This is a genomic window from Euzebyella marina, from assembly GCF_003687485.1.
GTDB lineage: Bacteria > Bacteroidota > Bacteroidia > Flavobacteriales > Flavobacteriaceae > Euzebyella > Euzebyella marina.
In genome coordinates, this window is record NZ_CP032050.1 from 2,552,385 (window position 1) to 2,571,312 (window position 18,928).

Below are 18,928 nucleotides of genomic sequence, written 5' to 3' on the forward strand. Positions count from 1 at the left end.
AAGAATAGCCTGAATGGTCGCCAGTAAATTGAATCTACCTTAACGGATTAAAACCCTCAACATTTATTAATTTAGCCCATAACAAATAAGAATTATGATTTCAAAAGAAGCTTTTCAGCAAGAGTTAGATATAATCATTAAAAATGCTATTCGCGAAGATGTAGGGGATGGTGATCACAGCTCATTGGCATGTATACCTAATGATGCGAAGGGAAAAGCTAAATTATTGGTAAAGGATGAAGGCATCATTGCCGGGGTCGAATTTGCCCAACAGGTTTTTGCTTATGTAGACAAAGCTCTGAAAATAGAAACTTTGATAGAAGACGGTAGTTCGGTCGAATATGGTGATGTTGTATTTTATGTTTCCGGCAGTTCACAAAGTATTCTGAAGGCAGAACGTTTGGTTTTGAATGCCATGCAGCGCATGAGTGCCATTGCCACTAAAACCAATAAATATGTGAAACTATTAGAGGGTACCGGTACCAAGATATTGGATACCAGAAAAACAACACCTGGCATACGTGCATTAGAGAAGTGGGCCGTGAAAATAGGAGGGGGCGAAAACCACCGTTTTGCCCTTTATGATATGATCATGCTTAAAGACAACCATATTGATTTTGCCGGTGGTGTTAGCCATGCAATTGAAAAGACCAAAGAATACCTGAAGAAAACAGATAGAGATTTAAAAATTATAGTCGAAGCTAGAAACCTAGGTGAAATAGAAGAAATTCTTAAGACCGAGGGTGTCTATAGAATTTTAATCGATAATTTTAATTACGAAGATACCCGAACCGCTGTTAAGATGATTGGAGATAAATGTTTGACCGAATCTTCTGGGGGCATCAATGAAAAGACTATTAGGGAATACGCCGAGTGCGGTGTTAATTATATCTCTTCGGGGGCATTGACCCACTCCGTTTATAATATGGACCTTAGTCTAAAGGCGGTGTAAATGTCAAAAGAAATAGAGGAAAAGATTGCTAAAATACCGCTTCTTAACAAGTTGGCATTAGTATTAAAGGAGGTGAAATTGCCTGCCTTTGAAGGTCTTTCCCTCTATGATTTGATGGAGATGTACATTTTTGGCATTTTTAAAGGTGCCATTTCAACAAGGGCCAGCTCTATTTCTTTCAGTCTCTTTTTAGCGTTGTTTCCCCTACTTATTTTTTTAATAACCTTGGTACCCTTTATAATTCCTTATGTCAGTATCGGCAATGAAAATTTTGACTCCCAGTTCCTGGTTTTCCTAGAGTCCTTTTTACCGTCTGCCACCAGTGATTATTTTGGCGATATATACCAGCAGATAAAGGATCAAAAGCGTGGTGGTCTGCTATCTTCAGCATTTCTATTTTCCATTTTTTTAATGGCCAATGGGGTAAATGCCATTTTCGGGGGGTTTGAGAACTCATATCACGTAGAAATGACCCGTAATTTCTTTCGTCAATATTTGTATGCCTTGATGGTAGGGCTTATTCTTTCTATCCTTTTAATTGTGGGCGCCGTTGCTTATGTATATGTTGAATTCTATATTTTAGATTACCTCAGTGTATGGGCGGCCAAAACCCGTGGCTACGACTTAACAGAGAATGATATTGTTGGCGCGCAAATTGGCAAGGTGCTATTTTTTGTTCTACTATCTTATTTCACTACCGCCATTCTTTATTATTTTGGAACTACTGAAGGAAAGAACGCCAAGTTTTTCTCTATAGGGGCTTTGATGACTACCTTATTGTTTATGCTCACTTCTTACCTATTTGGGGTTTATGTAGAAAAATTCGCAAGATATAACGAATTATATGGTGCATTGGGCGGTTTGTTGATTTTAATGGTCTATATCTGGTTAAATTCTAATATATTGTTACTTGGGTTCGAGCTGAACGCTTCGTTGAACTCACTTCGCAAAACATATAAAAAGGAATGATTAGACTTACTCGATGTGTACTTTGGGTTTTAATTGTGTGCAGTTCGCAATTGATACAGGCCCAAGAGATTTTTGGAAAATGGAAAACCATAGACGATCGTACCGGAAAACCGAAGGCGATTGTTGAAATTTATGAAAAGGATGGTTTAATGTACGGAAAGGTCATAGAAATAGTTGAAGAGGGAAAGGAGAATTTTATATGTGAAAAATGTGAGGGCAAGCGTAAGAACAAACCTGTTTTGGGTATGGATATTATTGAAGCGGCCGAGCATACAGGAGATGGTGTTTACAAGGGCGATACATTGTTCGACCCTCAGCAGGCCATGACCTTTAGATGCAAGATATGGCTTAACCCCGACGACCCCGATGAGCTTAAAGTACGAGGATACCTTTCTTTTCTGTATCGCACCCAGACCTGGCAACGTGTAGAAGGCTAGCATCAAATTTTATATGGATTTTTTTGTTGACGTAATCTTACCCATTCCGTTAGAACGGCTGTTTACCTATAGTGTTACTTCTTCTGAGGCCGAGGCGTTACAACTCGGAGTAAGGGTAGCCGTGCCGTTTGGGAAGTCTAAAATTTATACAGGTCTTGTTTACCGAATACATAACGAAGCCCCTCAAGTATATGAGGCGAAAGAGGTCGATCGCATTTTAGATGATTTTCCTATTGTCAATACCTTTCAGCTCAAACACTGGCAGTGGATTGCCGATTATTATATGTGCTCTATAGGCGAGGTCTTTCGCAGTGCTCTACCGAGTGCCTTACTATTGGAAAGTGAAACGCTAATTCTTAAAAATTCCGATCAAGAAATAGATGAGTCTGAGTTAAAAGACGATGAGTTTTTGGTTTATGAGGCACTTCAACATCAATCTAGCTTAAAAGTACAAGAAGTTAGTGCCATCGTAGATAGAAAGAATATTTTGCCTGTACTCAACCGCCTACTGGAAAAGAAGATTATCCTAATTAAAGAAGAAATATACGAGCAGTATAAACCGAAGCTGGTAAAGTATGTGAAATTAGGTGATGAGTATCTAAAGGAAGAAAAACTGGAATCTCTTTTAGAGTCATTGACAAGGGCGCCGAAGCAGAGTCAAGTGGTGTTGGCCCTTTTTCAGCTTCAGGCCGTTCACCGAAAGCCTGTAAAGGTATCTGAACTGGAAAAGGAGAGTGGGGCATCAAAAGCTGTTATAAACTCACTGATTGAAAAGGAAATTTTAAAGGAGTATTATTTTCAGAAAGACCGGGTCAATTATGAAGGGGAATCTGAAAATTCTGAACTGAAAGAACTCAATGAGTTTCAAGAGGATGCTTTTAAGGCTATTAACCGGAGTTTTGAAGAGCAAAAGACCGCATTGCTGTATGGGGTTACCTCTTCTGGAAAAACGGAGGTATATGTAAAATTGATAGATGAGTGTATCAAGTCAGGTAAACAGGTGCTCTATCTGCTTCCTGAGATAGCTTTGACGACCCAATTGATTGCACGTTTGCAAGATTATTTTGGTGAACACGTATCCGTATACCACTCAAAATACAATGTGCAAGAGCGTGTTGAAGTGTGGAATAACGTACTCAACAATAAAAATAAGGCCAGAATAGTAATAGGGGCACGGTCGGCTTTATTCCTACCTTATAACGATTTAGGTCTAATAATCATTGATGAAGAACACGAGGGTTCTTTTAAGCAGTTTGACCCAGCGCCACGCTATCATGCAAGAGATGCGGCCATTGTTTTGGGGCAGCTTCATAATAGTGATGTTTTACTCGGGTCTGCTACACCTAGTATTGAAAGTTATCTAAATGCCAAAACAGGCAAATATGGCTTTGCGGAAATCAAACGTCGTTTTGGTAATGTTTTAATGCCTGACATCGAATTGGTCGACCTCAAAGAGCAGTCACGGAAAAAGAGGATGAAGGGTCATTTTTCCGAAAGGTTATTTCTGCAAATTGAGGAAGCTCTTAATGAAGGGGAGCAGGTAATTCTGTTTCAAAACAGAAGGGGTTATGCCCCTATTGTCGAATGCACCACGTGTGGCCATTCACCTCAATGCCCGAATTGTGATGTGAGTTTGACCTATCATCAATTTAGAAAACAACTTCGTTGTCATTATTGCGGTCATCACATGGCATTGCCAGAGAGTTGTCAAGCTTGTGGAAGCCCAACCTTGGATACTAAAGGGTTTGGTACGGAACAAGTAGAGAAAGAAATAGAATTGTTGTTTCCTGATGCAAAGGTTGCCCGAATGGATCTTGACACCACGCGTGGTAAACATGGTTATGAAAAAATCATAAACGCCTTTGAACAACAAGAAGTCGATATTTTGGTGGGTACTCAAATGCTGACCAAAGGACTCGATTTTAGAAATGTGAGTTTAGTAGGTATTATGAATGCCGACTCTTTATTAAACTTTCCTGATTTTCGAGCACACGAGCGTTGTTTTCAATTATTGACACAGGTAGCGGGTAGGGCAGGGCGCACCCAAAAAAGAGGAAAGGTGATTGTTCAAAGCTACAACCCTTATCATCAGATTTTAAACCAAGTTTCGGTGAACGACTATGAGGGTATGTTCAAAGAACAATTGTACGAGCGCGAACAATATAAATACCCACCAAAGAATAGAATAATAAAGATAACCTTTAAACATAAAGAGTATAACCGCCTGAACGAGTCTGCCGAATGGTTTGCCCAATCGCTGAGAAACAGTTTCGGCGGCAATGTTCTAGGTCCTGAGTATCCGGCGGTGGCAAGAATACGCAATCAATACCTGAAGCATATTTTGGTCAAAATTCCTAAGGGTACTTCAGTGTCGGGGGTTAAGTCATCTATTCGAAGAATAGAAAAGTCGTTCAATGCGGTTTCTCAATACCGAAGTGTCAGGGTGATTTATAATGTAGATCATATATAGAATAAAAAAAGCCTCGTATGAACGAGGCTTTTATTTATATTCTGAGTAAAAGTTTAGACGTTGCTCAGTGCTTCGGCCAACTCTGTTTTCTTGTTCCTGCTTAAAGGAATCGATCTTCCGCTTACCTCAACATTTTTACTGTTGAACTTCTCGATTTTCTCTAAGTTGACAATGTATGACTTATGTATTCTCAAGAATTTATCTTGAGGCAACTGCTTTTCAAAAGACTTCATGGTCGATAAGATTACAATATTGGCCTCATCGGTTACCAACTTGATATAATCACCAAGGGCTTCTATCCACTTGATATCGTTTAAGATTACCTTTCTTTTCTTCAGATTGCTTTTTACGAATATATGCTCTTCGTCTTCCTGAACCTTGTGCATTTGCTCGTATTTGTTGATAGCTCTTTTTACAGAGGCATCGAAACGGGCCATGGTAATAGGTTTGTGAAGATAATCTGTTACATCATAATCGAATGCCTTTAGGGCATAATCAGGTTTTCCGGTAATCAAAATTACCTGCGGACGGTTCTCTAGTGATTCAAGTAGGTCAAAACCACTGATGATCGGCATCTCAACATCAAGAAAAATCAAATCGATTTCGTTGTTTTTGATACCGTTTTTAGCTTCAATGGCATTGCTGTATTCGGCCACCATCGCCAAATTCGGATGACTGTTTACCAACTTTGCCACCGCCATTCGCTGCATAGACGAGTCGTCGACAATAATACTTCTTAATTTCATAAATGGGTCGATTTGTGGGGTTAAATCATCGACAAAATACTAAAAATTGACGTTCAACTACAAGTAAACTTGTAAAGTTCGTCCGATTTCCTGTGTAATTTGCAATGACCATAGGTTAAGATTTGGTTAAGTTCGATTTTTTAAGGTTACCCATCTATAACGAAGAAAATTCTCTTTTCTTGTGAAGTGTCATAAATATTATTACTTTTGCGCTCCTAAAAAATATACATTTATGAACCATTACGAAACTGTTTTCATTTTGAATCCCGTGCTTTCTGAAGACCAGATTGCGGAAACAGTTAAGAAATTCGAGGATTTCTTAATTAACAATGGCGCCAAAATGGTCTCTAAAGAAAACTGGGGACTGAAGAAATTGGCCTATGCCATACAACACAAGAAAAGTGGTTTTTACCATTTGTTCGAGTTCACCGCACCTGGTAGTGTAATTGCTCCTTATGAGCAAGAATTCAAGAGAGATGAGCGGATAATGCGGTTCTTGACCGTAAAATTAGACAAGCACGCCATCGAGTGGGCTGAAAAAAGAAGAACAAGGTTAAAAGCTAAAGCGTAAGTATTATGGCAACATTACAACAGCAAGCGAAAGGAAAAAAAGATGGGGAAATTCGTTATTTGACCCCATTGAACATTGAGACAAATACTAAGAAGAAGTACTGTCGTTTCAAAAAATCAGGTATTAAATATATCGATTATAAAGATCCTGATTTCTTGATCAAATTGGTAAACGAGCAAGGTAAACTTTTACCAAGACGACTTACCGGAACTTCTTTGAAGTACCAACGCAAAGTGGCCCAAGCGGTAAAGAGGGCACGTCACTTGGCTTTAATGCCATACGTAGGTGATCTACTAAAATAAATTTAAGGCAAGATGGAACTTATATTAAAGCAAGACGTAGAGCATTTGGGCTTTAAAGACGATATCGTAACTGTTAAAAACGGTTACGGAAGAAATTACCTGATACCTAGAGGTATGGCTACTATGGCTACACCTTCGGCTAAAAAGGTTCTTGAAGAGAACTTAAGGCAAAGAGCCCATAAAGAGAAGAAAATTGTTGATTCAGCAAAAAGTACAGCTGACGCTTTGGCTAAGTTGGAAGTTAAGATTCCAGCTAAGGTTGGCGCCGGTGACAAACTTTTTGGATCTGTAACTTCTGCTGATTTGGCAGATGTTTTGGCTAAAGATGGTCATGAAATCGACAAAAAGTTTATCAGCATCAAAGGTGGAGCCATCAAAAGGGCTGGGCCTTATACTGCTGACATTCGTTTACATCGTGAGGTAAACATTCAGTTTGACTTTGAAGTTATACCAGAACAGAAGTAAGCGGTTGATATTCATTTGATAAGTTTAAAGAGCTATGCGCGCATAGCTCTTTTTTTTTGTTTTAATTTCACGGTAAATTAACTCAAACCTATCAATATGAAAAAGTATTATCTAATTACTTGCCTACTGCTGCTCTGCTTTGGTTTAAATGCCCAAGTAACCACTTCAAACATGTCGGGATCGGTCGTTGACGACCAAAACCAACCTTTGCTTGGTGCAAATGTCGTAGCTATACACACTCCAACAGGTACTACCTATGGTGCAATAACCAATGAAGACGGCTTGTTCAAGATTCTTAACCTTCGTGTGGGCGGGCCCTACGAAGTAACAATTTCTTATGTAGGGTTCAAAGAACAACTCATTGGAGACATTAACCTTACACTTGGTAAAACTTTTACTTTAGATGTGCTCTTGCAGACCGAAAGTCAGGCTCTTGATGAAGTGGTAGTCATATCGGATAGGGGAGGTACTTTCGGAAGCGACCGTACCGGTGCAGAAACAAGCGTCGGTAGAAGAGAACTTACTCGATTACCAACCATATCTCGATCGGCCCAAGATTTTACAAGGTTGGAACCTTCATCTTCCGGTAATTCTTTTGGTGGTAGAAATGACCAATACAATAATTTCTCTCTTGACGGGGCCATTTTTAATAATCCTTTCGGTCTCGATTCGCCAACGCCAGGTGGGCAAACCGAATCACAGCCAATCTCTCTAGATGCCATTGACCAGATTCAAGTGTCGTTGGCGCCCTACGATGTAACCCAATCCGGATTTACCGGTGCTACCGTAAATGCGGTGACCAAAAGTGGTACCAACGAATTTCACGGTACCGTATATGGCTTCTTTAGAAATGAAGACTTGACGGGTGGTAGAATAAAAGGCGAAGACGTAGTGAAGCCCGACCTTAAGCAAAATCAATATGGCATAAGTATCGGTGGGCCTGTAGTTAAGAACAAGCTTTTCTTTTTTGCCAATTTCGAACGTGATCAGAGAGATGACCTTGGTTCTAATGGTTGGGTTCCAAATACAGGTTCTGGCGCTATAAATGAATCTAGGGTTACGGAGGGTGATCTTATAACCGTTCAAAACTCCCTTGCTGGATTAGGTTATGACACAGGTCGCTATCAAGGATTTACTTATGGAGCGGAATCCACCAAAGGTATCCTTAAACTTGACTGGAACGTAAATAGCGACCACCGATTGGCATTGATATATAACTTTCTTAGTGCTTCAAAAGAAAAACCCGCACACCCGACTGCCTTGGGTATTAGAGGACCAAGTTTTCAAGTGTTACAATTTGAAAACAGCGGCTATGAAATCAACAATAATTTGCAATCGGTACAATTAGAGCTGAATTCAACTTTTGGTGATAACGCCACCAATAAACTTCAAGTGGGTTACTCACATTTCGATGATTATCGTAATGCATTATCGGCCCCCATACCTGCCATAACTATTCAAGATGGTGCAGGAAGCAATTATATCATAGCAGGTCATGAGCCTTTTTCCATCAACAATAGATTAGATCAAAAGGTCTTTCAGGTAACCAATAACTTCAATTACTTTTTGGGTAACCATACGCTAACAATCGGTGCCTCATTGGAAAAATTTCAGTTTGATAATTCCTTTAACTTAGGTGCCTATGGTTATGATGAAGATGGCGATTTCGTACAAGAGGTGGGTGCCTTTGCGGCATACCCGAGTTTGGCAGCCTTTCAAACCGATATTACTGATGGTACGTTGGCTGCTGCTCTGGCAAATGCCCAGAACATCTTCGACAACAGCAATGCAGCAGGCGAAGGTAATGAAGGCGGATGGGCCTTGGCGGAAACCAATGTGGGCCAATTCTCTATTTATGTACAAGATGATTGGAACGTAACCTCCGATTTTAAATTGACCTATGGTGTTCGGTTAGATAAGCCTTTGTATTTTGATACCCAAGATAAAATTCGCGAGAATATCGCTCGTAAGCCCTTTACCTTCGACCCTTCGATTTCTTATTTCAATCCGCAATCGAATCAAGAGACTCAATTGGACTCGGAAACCCTGCCCAGCAACGATTTCCTAATTTCGCCTAGGGTTGGTTTTAATTGGGATTTAAATGGAAACCAAACCACTCAGATAAGAGGTGGAAGCGGGGTTTTTACTGGTCGTTTCCCTTTTGTTTGGTTGGGTAATCAGGTGCAGGGTCTAGATTCGTTCTTCTACCAAATTGTGGATCCAGACTTTAAATGGCCGCAAGTATGGCGTACGAATATTGGTGCCGACCACCGACTCGATAACGGTATCATTTTGACTGCTGATGTCTCTTATACCAAGGATATAAATGGAGCCCACGTGCAAAACTGGGGCTTGAGAAATCCAACTTTGACATTGAATGCCCCCGGTGATAACAGACCCATTTATGCCGATTCGGATAAAGGTAACAACGGGTATGTTTTTACCAATTCCGATAAGGGCAGAATATGGAATGCTTCTTTAAAGGCCCAAAGAAACTGGGATAACGGCCTTTACACAAGCTTGGCCTACAATTACCTAAATGCAAAAGATGTCAACTCCATCGAAGCCGAGATTACGGGTGACGCTTTTGATTTCAACCCGAACTATGGAAACGCGAATGCAGATGTTCTGTCTTATTCAAAATATGGTGACACGCATAGGTTTATCGGCGTGGGATCCAAACAATTCGTATATGGAAATGATAAATGGTCTACCACTATCTCGACCTTCTTTGAATATGCACAAGGAGGAAGGTTCAACTATACCTATGCCGGCAATTTAAACAATGATAGCTCTTTTCAGAACAATGACCTTCTTTACATTCCTACGGAGGCCGAAGTTCAACAAATGCAGTTTTCAGGAGCCGGACAAGCTCAAGCCTTCGAAAATTTCATTCAACAAGACGACTATATGAGCGACCATAGAGGTGAATATTTTGATAGATATGGCGCCTTAGCTCCTTGGAGGGGTAAATGGGATGTGAAATTACTTCAAGATTACCGATTGAATGTGACCGATGAGAAAGTGCACACGATACAATTTAGTATGGATATTTTGAATTTCGGTAACCTTTTGAACAGCGATTGGGGTCTCGTGCAACAACCTAATACGCCTAACCCACTTTCGGTGACCGTTGATCCCGCTACCAGCGAACCGACCTATACATTCAATACCGGATTGACCGACAGTTTTGTTTATGACTCTAGTTTACTTTCGCGTTGGCAAATTCAGTTCGGTTTACGCTATATTTTTTAAATAGATCATAAGAATATTGAGAATTAGGCCATACATTTCGTATGGCCTTTTTATTTTTGCCGGATGAAATATACAAGGCTAACAAAACAACAATTAGAGGAACTTCACCCAGAGTTTATCAACTTTTTGGCCACCCAATCGATCACCGCTGAAGAGTGGTCCGATATCAAAGAGAACAAACCTCAGGTTGCCGAAGATGAAATAGATGTTTTTAGTGATTTGGTCTGGGAAGGTGTGCTCAGTAAAGTAGAATACCTTGAGAATGTTTCTACCCAACAAATGCACCTTTTTCATTTAACCGATAAAGAAATGAAACTTTTATCGGTAAAAGTTATGAACCCAGAGATTAATTTAACTTCAAAAGAAGGGTTTGCTTGGTTCAAAAAGAACTGGCAGTCCGATTTTGTAGAATACCTGACCGCCTCCAAAGCATATTCAGAGGATAAGAACCTAGATAAGTTTCAATTGATTCAGCAAGGTGCGGTTATCACTAAGGGTGAATTGTTTCAATGGTTTGATAAAATCATCAATTAGACGCATATTTGTCAATTATTCATCTTACGTACCGGAATCGGTCTTTGAACCGATTAAAAGGTTACTCCCACAACTATAGATTTAATGGCCCAAAAACCAAGCATACCAAAAGGTACGAGAGATTTTGCACCTTCAGAAGTACAAAAGCGCAATTATATTTTTGATATCGTACGAAAGCGATTTGAAACTTTTGGCTTTCAGCCCATTGAAACTCCTTCCTTTGAGAATTCTGAGACCCTAATGGGTAAATACGGCGATGAAGGTGACCGCTTGATTTTTAAAATATTGAACTCGGGAGATTTTTTAAGTAAGGTTGATGAAGGTACCTATGAAGCTAAAAATTTTAGTTTGATTACTCCTAGAATTTCTGAAAAGGCATTACGCTACGATCTTACGGTACCATTTGCGCGTTACGTGGTGATGCACCAAAATGAGATTGATTTTCCTTTTAAACGATATCAGATACAGCCGGTTTGGCGAGCGGATAGACCCCAAAAAGGTCGTTTTCGTGAATTTTATCAATGTGATGCCGATGTGGTCGGGGCCAATTCATTACTACAAGAAGTTGAATTGGTACAATTGTACGATGCCGTTTTTACAGACTTAAAATTGGAAGGTGTCACCATTAAATTGAACAATAGAAAAATACTTTCCGGAATCGCCGAAGTAATTGGTGCGCAAGACCTTTTAATCGATTTTACCGTAGCACTTGATAAGTTGGATAAAATAGGGGTAGACGGGGTCAAGAAAGAAATGAAAGAACGAGGTCTGACCGATGAGGCCATTTCTAAAGTAGAACCCCTTTTTCATTTGTCCGGTAGCAATATAGAGCAACTGAATGCTCTCGATACTTTATTAAAAGAATCGGAAATAGGCTCAAAGGGTGTTGATGAATTACGTTTTATTATAGAATCGGTTGCCGACAGTGGTCTGAAATCGGCCATCTTATCGATAGATGTTACTTTGGCCAGAGGCTTAAATTATTATACGGGCGCGATACTTGAGGTGGCTGCTCCTTCGGGCGTGAAAATGGGTTCAATCGGAGGTGGCGGACGATATGATGATCTCACGGGTATTTTCGGTTTGAAGGATGTTAGCGGTGTAGGCATATCTTTTGGATTGGATCGCATCTATTTGGTACTAGAGGAATTAGGATTGTTTCCCGAAGCTATAGACCAATCATTGCAAGTTCTATGTCTAAACTTCGGTGAGAAAGAATCATTGCGTGCTTTGAAATTGATCAATCAACTTCGTGACGCCGGGATTAAGGCAGATATTTATCCTTCAGATACCAAGATTCAAAAGCAGTTTAAATACGCCAACAATAGAAATGTTCCCTATGTAATTTTGATTGGAGAGCAGGAATTGGAAAATGGTGAATTTGTAGTTAAAAACATGACCCAAGGCAGTCAGGAAACCCATCTTTTGAGCAATCCTGATAATTTCATTCAATCTCTTCAATTGAATTAATTTCTATTTTGCTTGAAGGCGTAATACCGTATGGGTGTTCCTTACTTTGCATTAGTTAATATATCTAGGTGTACTCTAGATTGATTAGCTAAAAACAAAGAACTCAGAATATGTTTATTCTCGTCATTGCAATTGTATCGGCCGCATTGGCTTTCGGTGCTATCTGGGGCATCTATGGCCGCTTATCGAAAAGAACTGAAGGTTTTTTGGTGGCCTTGGCAGGTGGAGCCCTTTTGGTTTCTGCGGTTATGGAATTAATTTACCCTGCTGTCGAAAAATATAATGCACTTTATGCATTCATATCTGTTTTCGTAGGGGCGGCAACTTTCACGGGACTGGATTACCTAGTGAAAAAGAAGTGGGGTTCTGAAAGTGGAGGTGGTTTATTAGCTGCTATTACCTTGGATGGTATTCCAGAGAACTTAGCGCTTGGTGTAGCTCTGATAGGGGCTGACCTATTATCGGTCGCCGCTTTGTCCGGTTCAATATTACTTTCCAATCTACCAGAAGCTGCCGGAGGTGCTAAAGAAATGGCCGGGAACAATTCTAAGAAAAAAGTTCTATGGTTATGGTGTGCTACCGCCCTTCTTCTATCGGCAGCATCCCTTATAGGATATTACCTCTTAACAGACGTGCCTAAAGATATTTTAGGATATTTAAAATGTTTTGCCGGCGGGGCGGTCACTGCTTCTTTGGCACTTGAGGTATTTCCCGAATCCTATAAAAAAGATAAATATTGGTCGGGTATTGCCACGGCCATAGGTTTGATTTTGGCAATGTACCTGAGTACATTGGGCGAGTAGCTTAGGTTAAAGCCGCTCTTTGATAGCACTTAATACCATCTTGTAATAAGCGGCGCCGTGTTTGACATATTTCTGGACTTGAGCCAATCCCCAAGTTTCTTGTGCAAGAGTGATGAGGGGTATCAATTTTAGGTCGTTTACCTCACTTTCTTGTTTTTGAAGTTGATTGAAGGGTACTGAAAGTTCACAAATAAATATATGATTGAACTCATTATCTATGAGGGTAGGTGAATGTTGGTGAAACGACTCGTGAACTCCTATTTTTTCTAAACTCTGCTCTTCGATTTCAAGACCGATTTCTTCTTTTACTTCTCGTACCGCAGAAGTTTCGATTTTTTCACCTGCGCCAATATGCCCCGCGACAGATACGTCCCAAAGTAGTGGGTGCGTATCTTTGTTTGCTGCCCTTTGCTGAATCAACACTTGTCCTGCTTTGGTATAAAACCATATATGCACCGATTCGTGGTACCAACCGTTTTTGTGGGCCTCAGATTTCATGGCCGTTTTACCCGTTTTGTTTCCAGACTTGTCGAGAATGTCAATAAGTTCGTCCATATAAAAAAGCCCTCCATTGGAGGGCGGTTTTGTTAATCGAAATAGCTGAAGGTTTCACCTTCTTTTATATTCAAGAGCGTTTCATAAATCAGACGAATCACATTTTCCACATCGTCTTTATGAACTGTTTCTACCGTGGTATGCATGTAACGCAACGGCAATGAGATAAGGGCCGAGGCTACACCGCCATTGCTATAGGCAAAAGCGTCTGTGTCGGTACCGGTCGCCCTTGAAGCCGCCATACGCTGAAAAGGTATCTTCTTGGCTTCTGCCGTCTCAATAATGCGTTCCCTTAATTTATTTTGAACCGCGGGAGCATATGAAATCACAGGTCCAGAACCAATTTCAGTATGACCTTGTGTTTTTTGGTCAATCATCGGTGTGGTCGTATCGTGGCAAACATCGGTTATGATGGCAACATTGGGTTTAATGGTTTGGGTAATCATTTCTGCCCCACGCAGACCTATTTCTTCTTGAACAGAATTTGTTATATAAAGTCCAAAAGGAAGTTTCTTCTTGTTTTCGTGCAGCAGTCGAGCCACTTCGGCGACCATAAAACCACCAGCACGGTTGTCGATTGCCCTGCAAACGAATTTATCTTCATTTAAGATATTGAATTCATCTGGGTAGGTAATTACACACCCCACATGAACCCCCATTTTTTCGACTTCTTCTTTATCCTTCGCACCGACATCGATAAAGATGTTGTCTAGTTTGGGCGGTTCTTCTTTTGACTTATCGCGGGTATGAATGGCCGGCCAGCCAAAAATGCCTTTTACCACCCCATTCTTGGTATGTATGTTGACCCATTTTGAGGGCGCGATTTGATGGTCGCTTCCACCATTTCTGATGACATAAAGAAGGCCGTTATCGGTGATATAGTTGACATACCACGAGATTTCATCGGAATGCCCCTCGATGACCACTTTATATTTCGCATCGGGATTGATGACCCCTACGGCAGTGCCATAGGTATCGGTAATGAAGGTATCGACATATGGTTTTAGATACTCCATCCATATTTTCTGACCTTCCCATTCGTAACCGGTCGGGGAAGCATTGTTCAAATATTTTTCGAAAAACTCCAGTGACTTTTTCGTTATAATTTTCTTGTTAGCCATTTAAAATTGATTTACTTACAAACTTAGCAATATTCACTTTTAATTAATAATAAGCACTACTAATTATCGTTAATTTTGGCAGGACTTTTGCATTTAGATGCGCTATGAAAAAAACTACGATTTTTCTTTTTTTGATTTGCTGTTTTTTGTCGGTCAACGCTCAAATTCAGGAGGAACCGTTAGATTCCGTAGCCGAAAAAATGATTATTGTAGAGGGAGATTCTATTTTTAGAAGCTCTATCGATCTTGATGAAGTCTATCTCTTTGGGCGATTAAAATTCGGCTCCTATAAAGAAAAACTCAAATATTATATTTTAAGAAGAAAGACCTTAAAGGTTTACCCTTATGCAAAATTGGCGGCTGAAAGATTGGTTGAGCTTAACGATAGTATTTCAAAAATCACTAAAAAGCGTCAACAAAAAAGATATACTAAAAAAGTTCAAAAGTATATTGAGGAAGAGTTTTCTGAAGAGCTTAAAAAGCTTACTAGAACCGAAGGTCAAATACTTGTGAAACTAATCTACCGACAGACCGGCGAAACGGCTTTTGATTTGGTGAAGGAGCTAAGAAGCGGTTGGCGTGCCTTTTGGTACAATACCACGGCCAGCATGTTCAGTATCAGTTTAAAAGAGGAGTTTCACCCCGATCAAGTGCATGAAGACTATTTAATCGAAGATATTCTTCAAAGGGCTTTCGCCGCTTATCAATTGGAGAGGCAAGAATCGGTTTTGGATTATGATTATGCCCAACTGAGCAATAAGTGGACTTTGAGCGGTAAAAGGGAGAAGTGATCCGCGCAAGAATCAATCTTTTTTCTTTCCGGGTCCAAATAGCGAATCCAATAGTACCTTAATACTGTAAAAGCCCATTGCGATGGCGCCTACGGCCAAGACAAGGCCGATTATGAGTACAGGCCAGAACAATATGTTTTCTTGGTTTTTAAACGCCTGGTACAAAACAACCGGAGCCATGAACATGAGTACCAGGGTATATGCCAAAAATTTTATCCCCTTGACCAAAAGTTCTTTATCGGTTTTCATAAAGCCGTGATTGTAATTAAGAGCTATTCTATGGTTATGGATTGGGTATACGTTTGGCAAACAGCAAAGTAACCCAGGGCAAAATTATCGGTACCGTTTTCATCGGAAACATTTAAGATATTACCTCTAACCGTCGCTGATGGTGTTTGAAAGGGCCCTTGGTCTCCACCGGATTGAACGATGACTTGGTTCATATAATTGAAAAAAGGCTCATCTACACCAATGAGACTAATTTGTACTTCCATGCCGGGTTGCACCCCATCATCATAAAAATAGGAAAACTCGAAGGGTTGACCTTGATAGAATTCATCTTCGGAGACCAGGTACTCATTGAAATCAAAATCAAACAAGTAGTAATCGTCTCTATCTGGGCTATCGGTAAAAGAAATGAGTATTTCAGTCTCATCGCCTGTGAAAAGACTTCCCTCACCTTGTTCCAGACGACTAATCGGCGATGTGGGCACGTAATTCGTTGTTGCGGAATAAATAACCCCGTTATAATCAATTCTTAATTGTAGTTCATTTCCATCTGTAAAAAAGGAAGTATTTTTTGAACCTTCATACTGCCCCGGAGTAGTTTGCGTGAGAACCAAGATGTTAGTGTCTTCGGCGTCGTTGCTTTCGTAACCAATGTTCGTTATATGAATTTCACTCAACTCTGCCGGTTGTGGTTCATCAAAAAAGTTACTGGTTTCGCCTACGGTGAACGATACATTGGTCATTTCCATCTCGGTATCAACACGAATAACAGCATCTACAAATAGGCGTGGAGGCTCGGTAGGGGTATCTATTTCTACTACATCTTCACAAGAGGTAATTAGAAAAAGCACCGGTATGATAAGTAAGTACTTCCTCATTTTTTCTAAAATTTAAAGTTGTAGGTTACGGCGGGTACAATTCCGAAAATACTTGTACGAACCGCTTCGTTTTGTCGTGTGTCTGGGTTTCTGCTAAAATTGATAGAGGCGGCGTTTCTACGATTGTATACATTGTAAAGGCTAAAAACCCATTCACCTTGCCATTTTCTGTTCTTATTTTTATCGGGATTCAGATTAGCGGAAAGATCTAGCCTATGGTAAGTAGGTAATCTTTCTTCATTACGTGCGCCGTAATAAGGTACCGACAAGCCCTGAAACTTATATTGACCCACAGGGTAGTTGGTCGGTTGCCCCGTCTGGAACACGAAGTTAGAATTAAAGCTCCATTTTGAATTCAATTGGTAACTACCATATAAAGACAGGTCGTGTGTCTTGTCGTATGGGGTATTGTACCAGTTACCATTGTTAATACCAGTTTCGTTGAGTGTACGGCCAGGAGTACGCTGTTCAGATTTAGAAAGGGTATAGGCTAACCAACCTTGAAATCTGCCCTCGTTCTTTTTCAAGAGAAATTCCCACCCATAGGCGCGTGCTTCCCCGTTGAGAATTACTTGTTCTATAGCATCGTTGGCAATCAAATTCGCACCATCTATGTAGTCAATTCTATTTTGAATATCCTTATAAAAAAATTCAGTTTCAATTGAATAATCGCCTTCCATCAATTCTTTAAAATAGCCAAAGGCATATTGATCCAGTAATTGCGGTTTTACAAAAGGTCCGCTGGGTGTCCAAACATCTAAAGGAGTAGGGGAGCTGGTGTTCGACAAAAGATGTAGGTATTGCGCCAACCTAGTGTAACTGGCTTTAAAGGAGTTGCTTTCATTTAAGGAATATGCCAAAGAAAATCTAGGTTCAAAGTTATTATAGGTAGCTAGACTTTCTTTGCGTGAGGAAGTTCTTGTTTCTAAAGGATTGGCTTCTCGATAAATTAGTAAATCGGGGTCGAAATCTACAGGATTATTATTTGCATAGACATTAAGTTCGTCTTGGCCCAAACGAATGAAATTACTGAAACGCAGCCCGTAATTGATACTGAGATTATCGGTAAGGTCATGCTCAACATCAATATAAGCAGCAAATTCATTGGCATACTTTTGAATCAGTTGTTCTTCAACTATGCCCGAATCTGAATTACTGGGTTCGATTTTACCGGGATTAAATCGATAGTAAATATTATTAAGCCCGTAGTTCACCTGTAATTTGTCATTTACGTAGTGCTTCAGGTCGTATTTGACATTAAAGTTTTGAATACCTGAATTCCAATTAAACCCAACAAAATCAAGCTTAAGTCCGTAATAGTAATCGGAATAGATCAATGATAAATTCGAAAATAATTTATCTGAAAAAAGATGGTTCCAACGAAAGTTACCGACGGCATTACCGTAGGTATTTACAAAGCTTTCGCTAATGCCCAAAACATCCCTACCGAAGTAACCTGACAAATAAATACTATTTCTATCGTTCAGATTAAAATTTATTTTGGTGTTGAGATCATAAAAATAGGCGGTATTGTCAACGTCAAAAAGCGGCAAGAAAAGATGTGCATACGAGGCCCTGCCCCCAATCAAAAAAGCGGCTTTGTCTTTAATGATAGGGCCTTCGAGCAATAACCTACTGGCAACCGCACCTATGCCTCCATTAACCTTGAAATCTTTACTATTGCCCTCTTTTTGAAAAATATCCAACACCGATGAAACGCGACCGCCGTACCTTGCCGGAATTCCCCCTTTGTATAGTTTTAAGTCTTTAATGGCATCGGGATTGAAAACGGAGAAAAAGCCGAAAAGGTGAGAAGAATTAAAAATGGTAGCCTCATCTAGCAAAATAAGGTTTTGATCGACGGCACCGCCCCGAACGTTGAACCCTGAGGCGCCCTCGCCCGCATTTGTTACTCCTGGTAGTAGCAAGATTGATTTGATTACATCGGCTTCACCGAGAATTACGGGTATTTTTTTTATTGTTTCGGCCGACATGGCATTGACGCTCATTTGCGGCTTTCGTATACTAATTTTTTCAACATCTTCTGTAACGACAACTTCTTCAAGCTCTTCGGCCGACTCTTCTAAACGAAAATTTAATTTTTTGTTTTCTGATAAAACGATGGTCTGTTGAACCTCTTTAAAGCCCAAATAACTGATTTGAACTTGGTACTCGCCTTGTGGTAGGGTTATAGAGTAAAAACCATATTCATTGGTGGTCACCCCCGTTTTCAATTCAGGAATGACAATAGTGACACCGATTAGGGTTTCATTGCTTGAAGCTTCCGATACTGTTCCGCTTAAAGTGAATTTGTCTTGTGCGAAGGTTATAGAAAATGAGAAAAGACTAATAAATAAGGCTAGCTTATAATAGGGAGCCAT

The 18,928-nt window shown here is 40.1% G+C and carries 18 protein-coding genes; 12 read left to right on the plus strand and 6 right to left on the minus strand.

The annotated features are described in order from the left end of the window. Window positions 1-94: 94 nt before the first annotated feature. Genes nadC through priA form a run of 4 tightly spaced genes read left to right on the plus strand, consistent with a single transcriptional unit; the run spans window position 95 to window position 4,828 of the window. A complete protein-coding gene (nadC, locus tag D1013_RS10885; RefSeq protein ID WP_121848856.1) occupies window positions 95-952 on the plus strand; it encodes a carboxylating nicotinate-nucleotide diphosphorylase in 858 nt (285 codons plus the stop codon). Next, a complete protein-coding gene (locus tag D1013_RS10890; protein ID WP_121848857.1) occupies window positions 953-1,921 on the plus strand; it encodes a YihY/virulence factor BrkB family protein in 969 nt (322 codons plus the stop codon). Beyond that, entirely contained in the window at window positions 1,918-2,358 is a 441-nt protein-coding gene (locus tag D1013_RS10895) for a DUF2147 domain-containing protein (protein ID WP_121848858.1), read from the plus strand. Before D1013_RS10890 ends, D1013_RS10895 begins: the two co-directional genes overlap by 4 nt. 13 nt (window positions 2,359-2,371) lie before the next feature. After that, window positions 2,372-4,828 carry a replication restart helicase PriA gene (priA, locus tag D1013_RS10900; protein WP_121848859.1) on the plus strand — a complete coding sequence of 819 codons (2,457 nt, stop codon included), beginning with the start codon at window positions 2,372-2,374 and terminating at the stop codon, window positions 4,826-4,828. Window positions 4,829-4,881: 53 nt separating this feature from the next. On the opposite strand, the gene D1013_RS10905 is transcribed toward priA, so the two are convergent. After that, entirely contained in the window at window positions 4,882-5,574 is a 693-nt protein-coding gene (locus D1013_RS10905; protein WP_121848860.1) for a LytR/AlgR family response regulator transcription factor, read from the minus strand. 232 nt (window positions 5,575-5,806) lie between these two features. Here D1013_RS10905 and rpsF point away from each other — a divergent pair, with 232 nt between their 5' ends. The 7 genes from rpsF to D1013_RS10940 all read left to right on the plus strand — a co-directional run bounded on the left by rpsF (window position 5,807) and on the right by D1013_RS10940 (window position 12,974). After that, complete coding sequence (gene rpsF / locus D1013_RS10910; protein WP_121848861.1) at window positions 5,807-6,145, plus strand: 30S ribosomal protein S6; 339 nt, start codon at window positions 5,807-5,809, stop codon at window positions 6,143-6,145. 5 nt (window positions 6,146-6,150) lie between these two features. Continuing rightward, window positions 6,151-6,447, plus strand: coding sequence for a 30S ribosomal protein S18 (rpsR, locus tag D1013_RS10915; protein WP_121848862.1), 297 nt, complete (start codon window positions 6,151-6,153; stop codon window positions 6,445-6,447). A gap of 12 nt (window positions 6,448-6,459) precedes the next feature. Further along, window positions 6,460-6,912: a 50S ribosomal protein L9 gene (rplI, locus tag D1013_RS10920; protein ID WP_121848863.1), complete on the plus strand. Its 453-nt coding sequence runs from the start codon at window positions 6,460-6,462 to the stop codon at window positions 6,910-6,912. Between the two features lie 96 nt (window positions 6,913-7,008). After that, window positions 7,009-10,167 carry a TonB-dependent receptor gene (locus tag D1013_RS10925; RefSeq protein ID WP_121848864.1) on the plus strand — a complete coding sequence of 1,053 codons (3,159 nt, stop codon included), beginning with the start codon at window positions 7,009-7,011 and terminating at the stop codon, window positions 10,165-10,167. Between the two features lie 63 nt (window positions 10,168-10,230). Then, window positions 10,231-10,701, plus strand: a complete 471-nt coding sequence (locus tag D1013_RS10930; RefSeq protein ID WP_121848865.1) for a DUF6495 family protein — start codon at window positions 10,231-10,233, stop codon at window positions 10,699-10,701. Window positions 10,702-10,785: 84 nt separating this feature from the next. Continuing rightward, window positions 10,786-12,171, plus strand: a complete 1,386-nt coding sequence (hisS, locus tag D1013_RS10935; RefSeq protein ID WP_121848866.1) for a histidine--tRNA ligase — start codon at window positions 10,786-10,788, stop codon at window positions 12,169-12,171. 110 nt (window positions 12,172-12,281) lie between these two features. Next, window positions 12,282-12,974: a ZIP family metal transporter gene (locus D1013_RS10940; protein ID WP_121848867.1), complete on the plus strand. Its 693-nt coding sequence runs from the start codon at window positions 12,282-12,284 to the stop codon at window positions 12,972-12,974. A 6-nt stretch (window positions 12,975-12,980) separates the two neighbouring features. Here the strand turns inward: D1013_RS10940 and D1013_RS10945 are convergent, their stop codons facing one another. Further along, the gene (locus tag D1013_RS10945; protein WP_121848868.1) at window positions 12,981-13,529 is read right to left on the minus strand and encodes an NUDIX hydrolase; all 549 of its coding nucleotides are present in this window, start codon (window positions 13,527-13,529) and stop codon (window positions 12,981-12,983) included. Window positions 13,530-13,561: 32 nt separating this feature from the next. Beyond that, entirely contained in the window at window positions 13,562-14,650 is a 1,089-nt protein-coding gene (locus tag D1013_RS10950; protein ID WP_121848869.1) for a M42 family metallopeptidase, read from the minus strand. Between the two features lie 104 nt (window positions 14,651-14,754). Here D1013_RS10950 and D1013_RS10955 point away from each other — a divergent pair, with 104 nt between their 5' ends. Continuing rightward, entirely contained in the window at window positions 14,755-15,441 is a 687-nt protein-coding gene (locus tag D1013_RS10955) for a DUF4294 domain-containing protein (protein ID WP_121848870.1), read from the plus strand. 12 nt (window positions 15,442-15,453) lie between these two features. Here the strand turns inward: D1013_RS10955 and D1013_RS10960 are convergent, their stop codons facing one another. From D1013_RS10960 to D1013_RS10970, 3 genes are read right to left on the minus strand one after another with little or no spacing between them, the layout of a single operon-like run. Further along, window positions 15,454-15,690 (minus strand): DUF6095 family protein, encoded by a 237-nt coding sequence (locus D1013_RS10960; protein WP_121848871.1) that lies wholly within the window; start codon window positions 15,688-15,690, stop codon window positions 15,454-15,456. A gap of 23 nt (window positions 15,691-15,713) precedes the next feature. Beyond that, the gene (locus D1013_RS10965; protein ID WP_121848872.1) at window positions 15,714-16,547 is read right to left on the minus strand and encodes a DUF4249 family protein; all 834 of its coding nucleotides are present in this window, start codon (window positions 16,545-16,547) and stop codon (window positions 15,714-15,716) included. Between the two features lie 5 nt (window positions 16,548-16,552). After that, a complete protein-coding gene (locus tag D1013_RS10970; protein WP_121848873.1) occupies window positions 16,553-18,928 on the minus strand; it encodes a TonB-dependent receptor in 2,376 nt (791 codons plus the stop codon).

What these genes read in the sequence shown, in the direction of transcription:
- nadC (WP_121848856.1), top strand. Translation starts at nt 95, where the DNA reads ATGATTTCAAAAGAAGCTTTTCAGCAAGAGTTAGATATAATCATTAAA.
- D1013_RS10890 (WP_121848857.1), top strand. Translation starts at nt 953, where the DNA reads ATGTCAAAAGAAATAGAGGAAAAGATTGCTAAAATACCGCTTCTTAAC.
- D1013_RS10895 (WP_121848858.1), top strand. Translation starts at nt 1,918, where the DNA reads ATGATTAGACTTACTCGATGTGTACTTTGGGTTTTAATTGTGTGCAGT.
- priA (WP_121848859.1), top strand. Translation starts at nt 2,372, where the DNA reads ATGGATTTTTTTGTTGACGTAATCTTACCCATTCCGTTAGAACGGCTG.
- D1013_RS10905 (WP_121848860.1), bottom strand. Translation starts at nt 5,574, where the DNA reads ATGAAATTAAGAAGTATTATTGTCGACGACTCGTCTATGCAGCGAATG.
- rpsF (WP_121848861.1), top strand. Translation starts at nt 5,807, where the DNA reads ATGAACCATTACGAAACTGTTTTCATTTTGAATCCCGTGCTTTCTGAA.
- rpsR (WP_121848862.1), top strand. Translation starts at nt 6,151, where the DNA reads ATGGCAACATTACAACAGCAAGCGAAAGGAAAAAAAGATGGGGAAATT.
- rplI (WP_121848863.1), top strand. Translation starts at nt 6,460, where the DNA reads ATGGAACTTATATTAAAGCAAGACGTAGAGCATTTGGGCTTTAAAGAC.
- D1013_RS10925 (WP_121848864.1), top strand. Translation starts at nt 7,009, where the DNA reads ATGAAAAAGTATTATCTAATTACTTGCCTACTGCTGCTCTGCTTTGGT.
- D1013_RS10930 (WP_121848865.1), top strand. Translation starts at nt 10,231, where the DNA reads ATGAAATATACAAGGCTAACAAAACAACAATTAGAGGAACTTCACCCA.
- hisS (WP_121848866.1), top strand. Translation starts at nt 10,786, where the DNA reads ATGGCCCAAAAACCAAGCATACCAAAAGGTACGAGAGATTTTGCACCT.
- D1013_RS10940 (WP_121848867.1), top strand. Translation starts at nt 12,282, where the DNA reads ATGTTTATTCTCGTCATTGCAATTGTATCGGCCGCATTGGCTTTCGGT.
- D1013_RS10945 (WP_121848868.1), bottom strand. Translation starts at nt 13,529, where the DNA reads ATGGACGAACTTATTGACATTCTCGACAAGTCTGGAAACAAAACGGGT.
- D1013_RS10950 (WP_121848869.1), bottom strand. Translation starts at nt 14,650, where the DNA reads ATGGCTAACAAGAAAATTATAACGAAAAAGTCACTGGAGTTTTTCGAA.
- D1013_RS10955 (WP_121848870.1), top strand. Translation starts at nt 14,755, where the DNA reads ATGAAAAAAACTACGATTTTTCTTTTTTTGATTTGCTGTTTTTTGTCG.
- D1013_RS10960 (WP_121848871.1), bottom strand. Translation starts at nt 15,690, where the DNA reads ATGAAAACCGATAAAGAACTTTTGGTCAAGGGGATAAAATTTTTGGCA.
- D1013_RS10965 (WP_121848872.1), bottom strand. Translation starts at nt 16,547, where the DNA reads ATGAGGAAGTACTTACTTATCATACCGGTGCTTTTTCTAATTACCTCT.
- D1013_RS10970 (WP_121848873.1), bottom strand. Translation starts at nt 18,928, where the DNA reads ATGGCTCCCTATTATAAGCTAGCCTTATTTATTAGTCTTTTCTCATTT.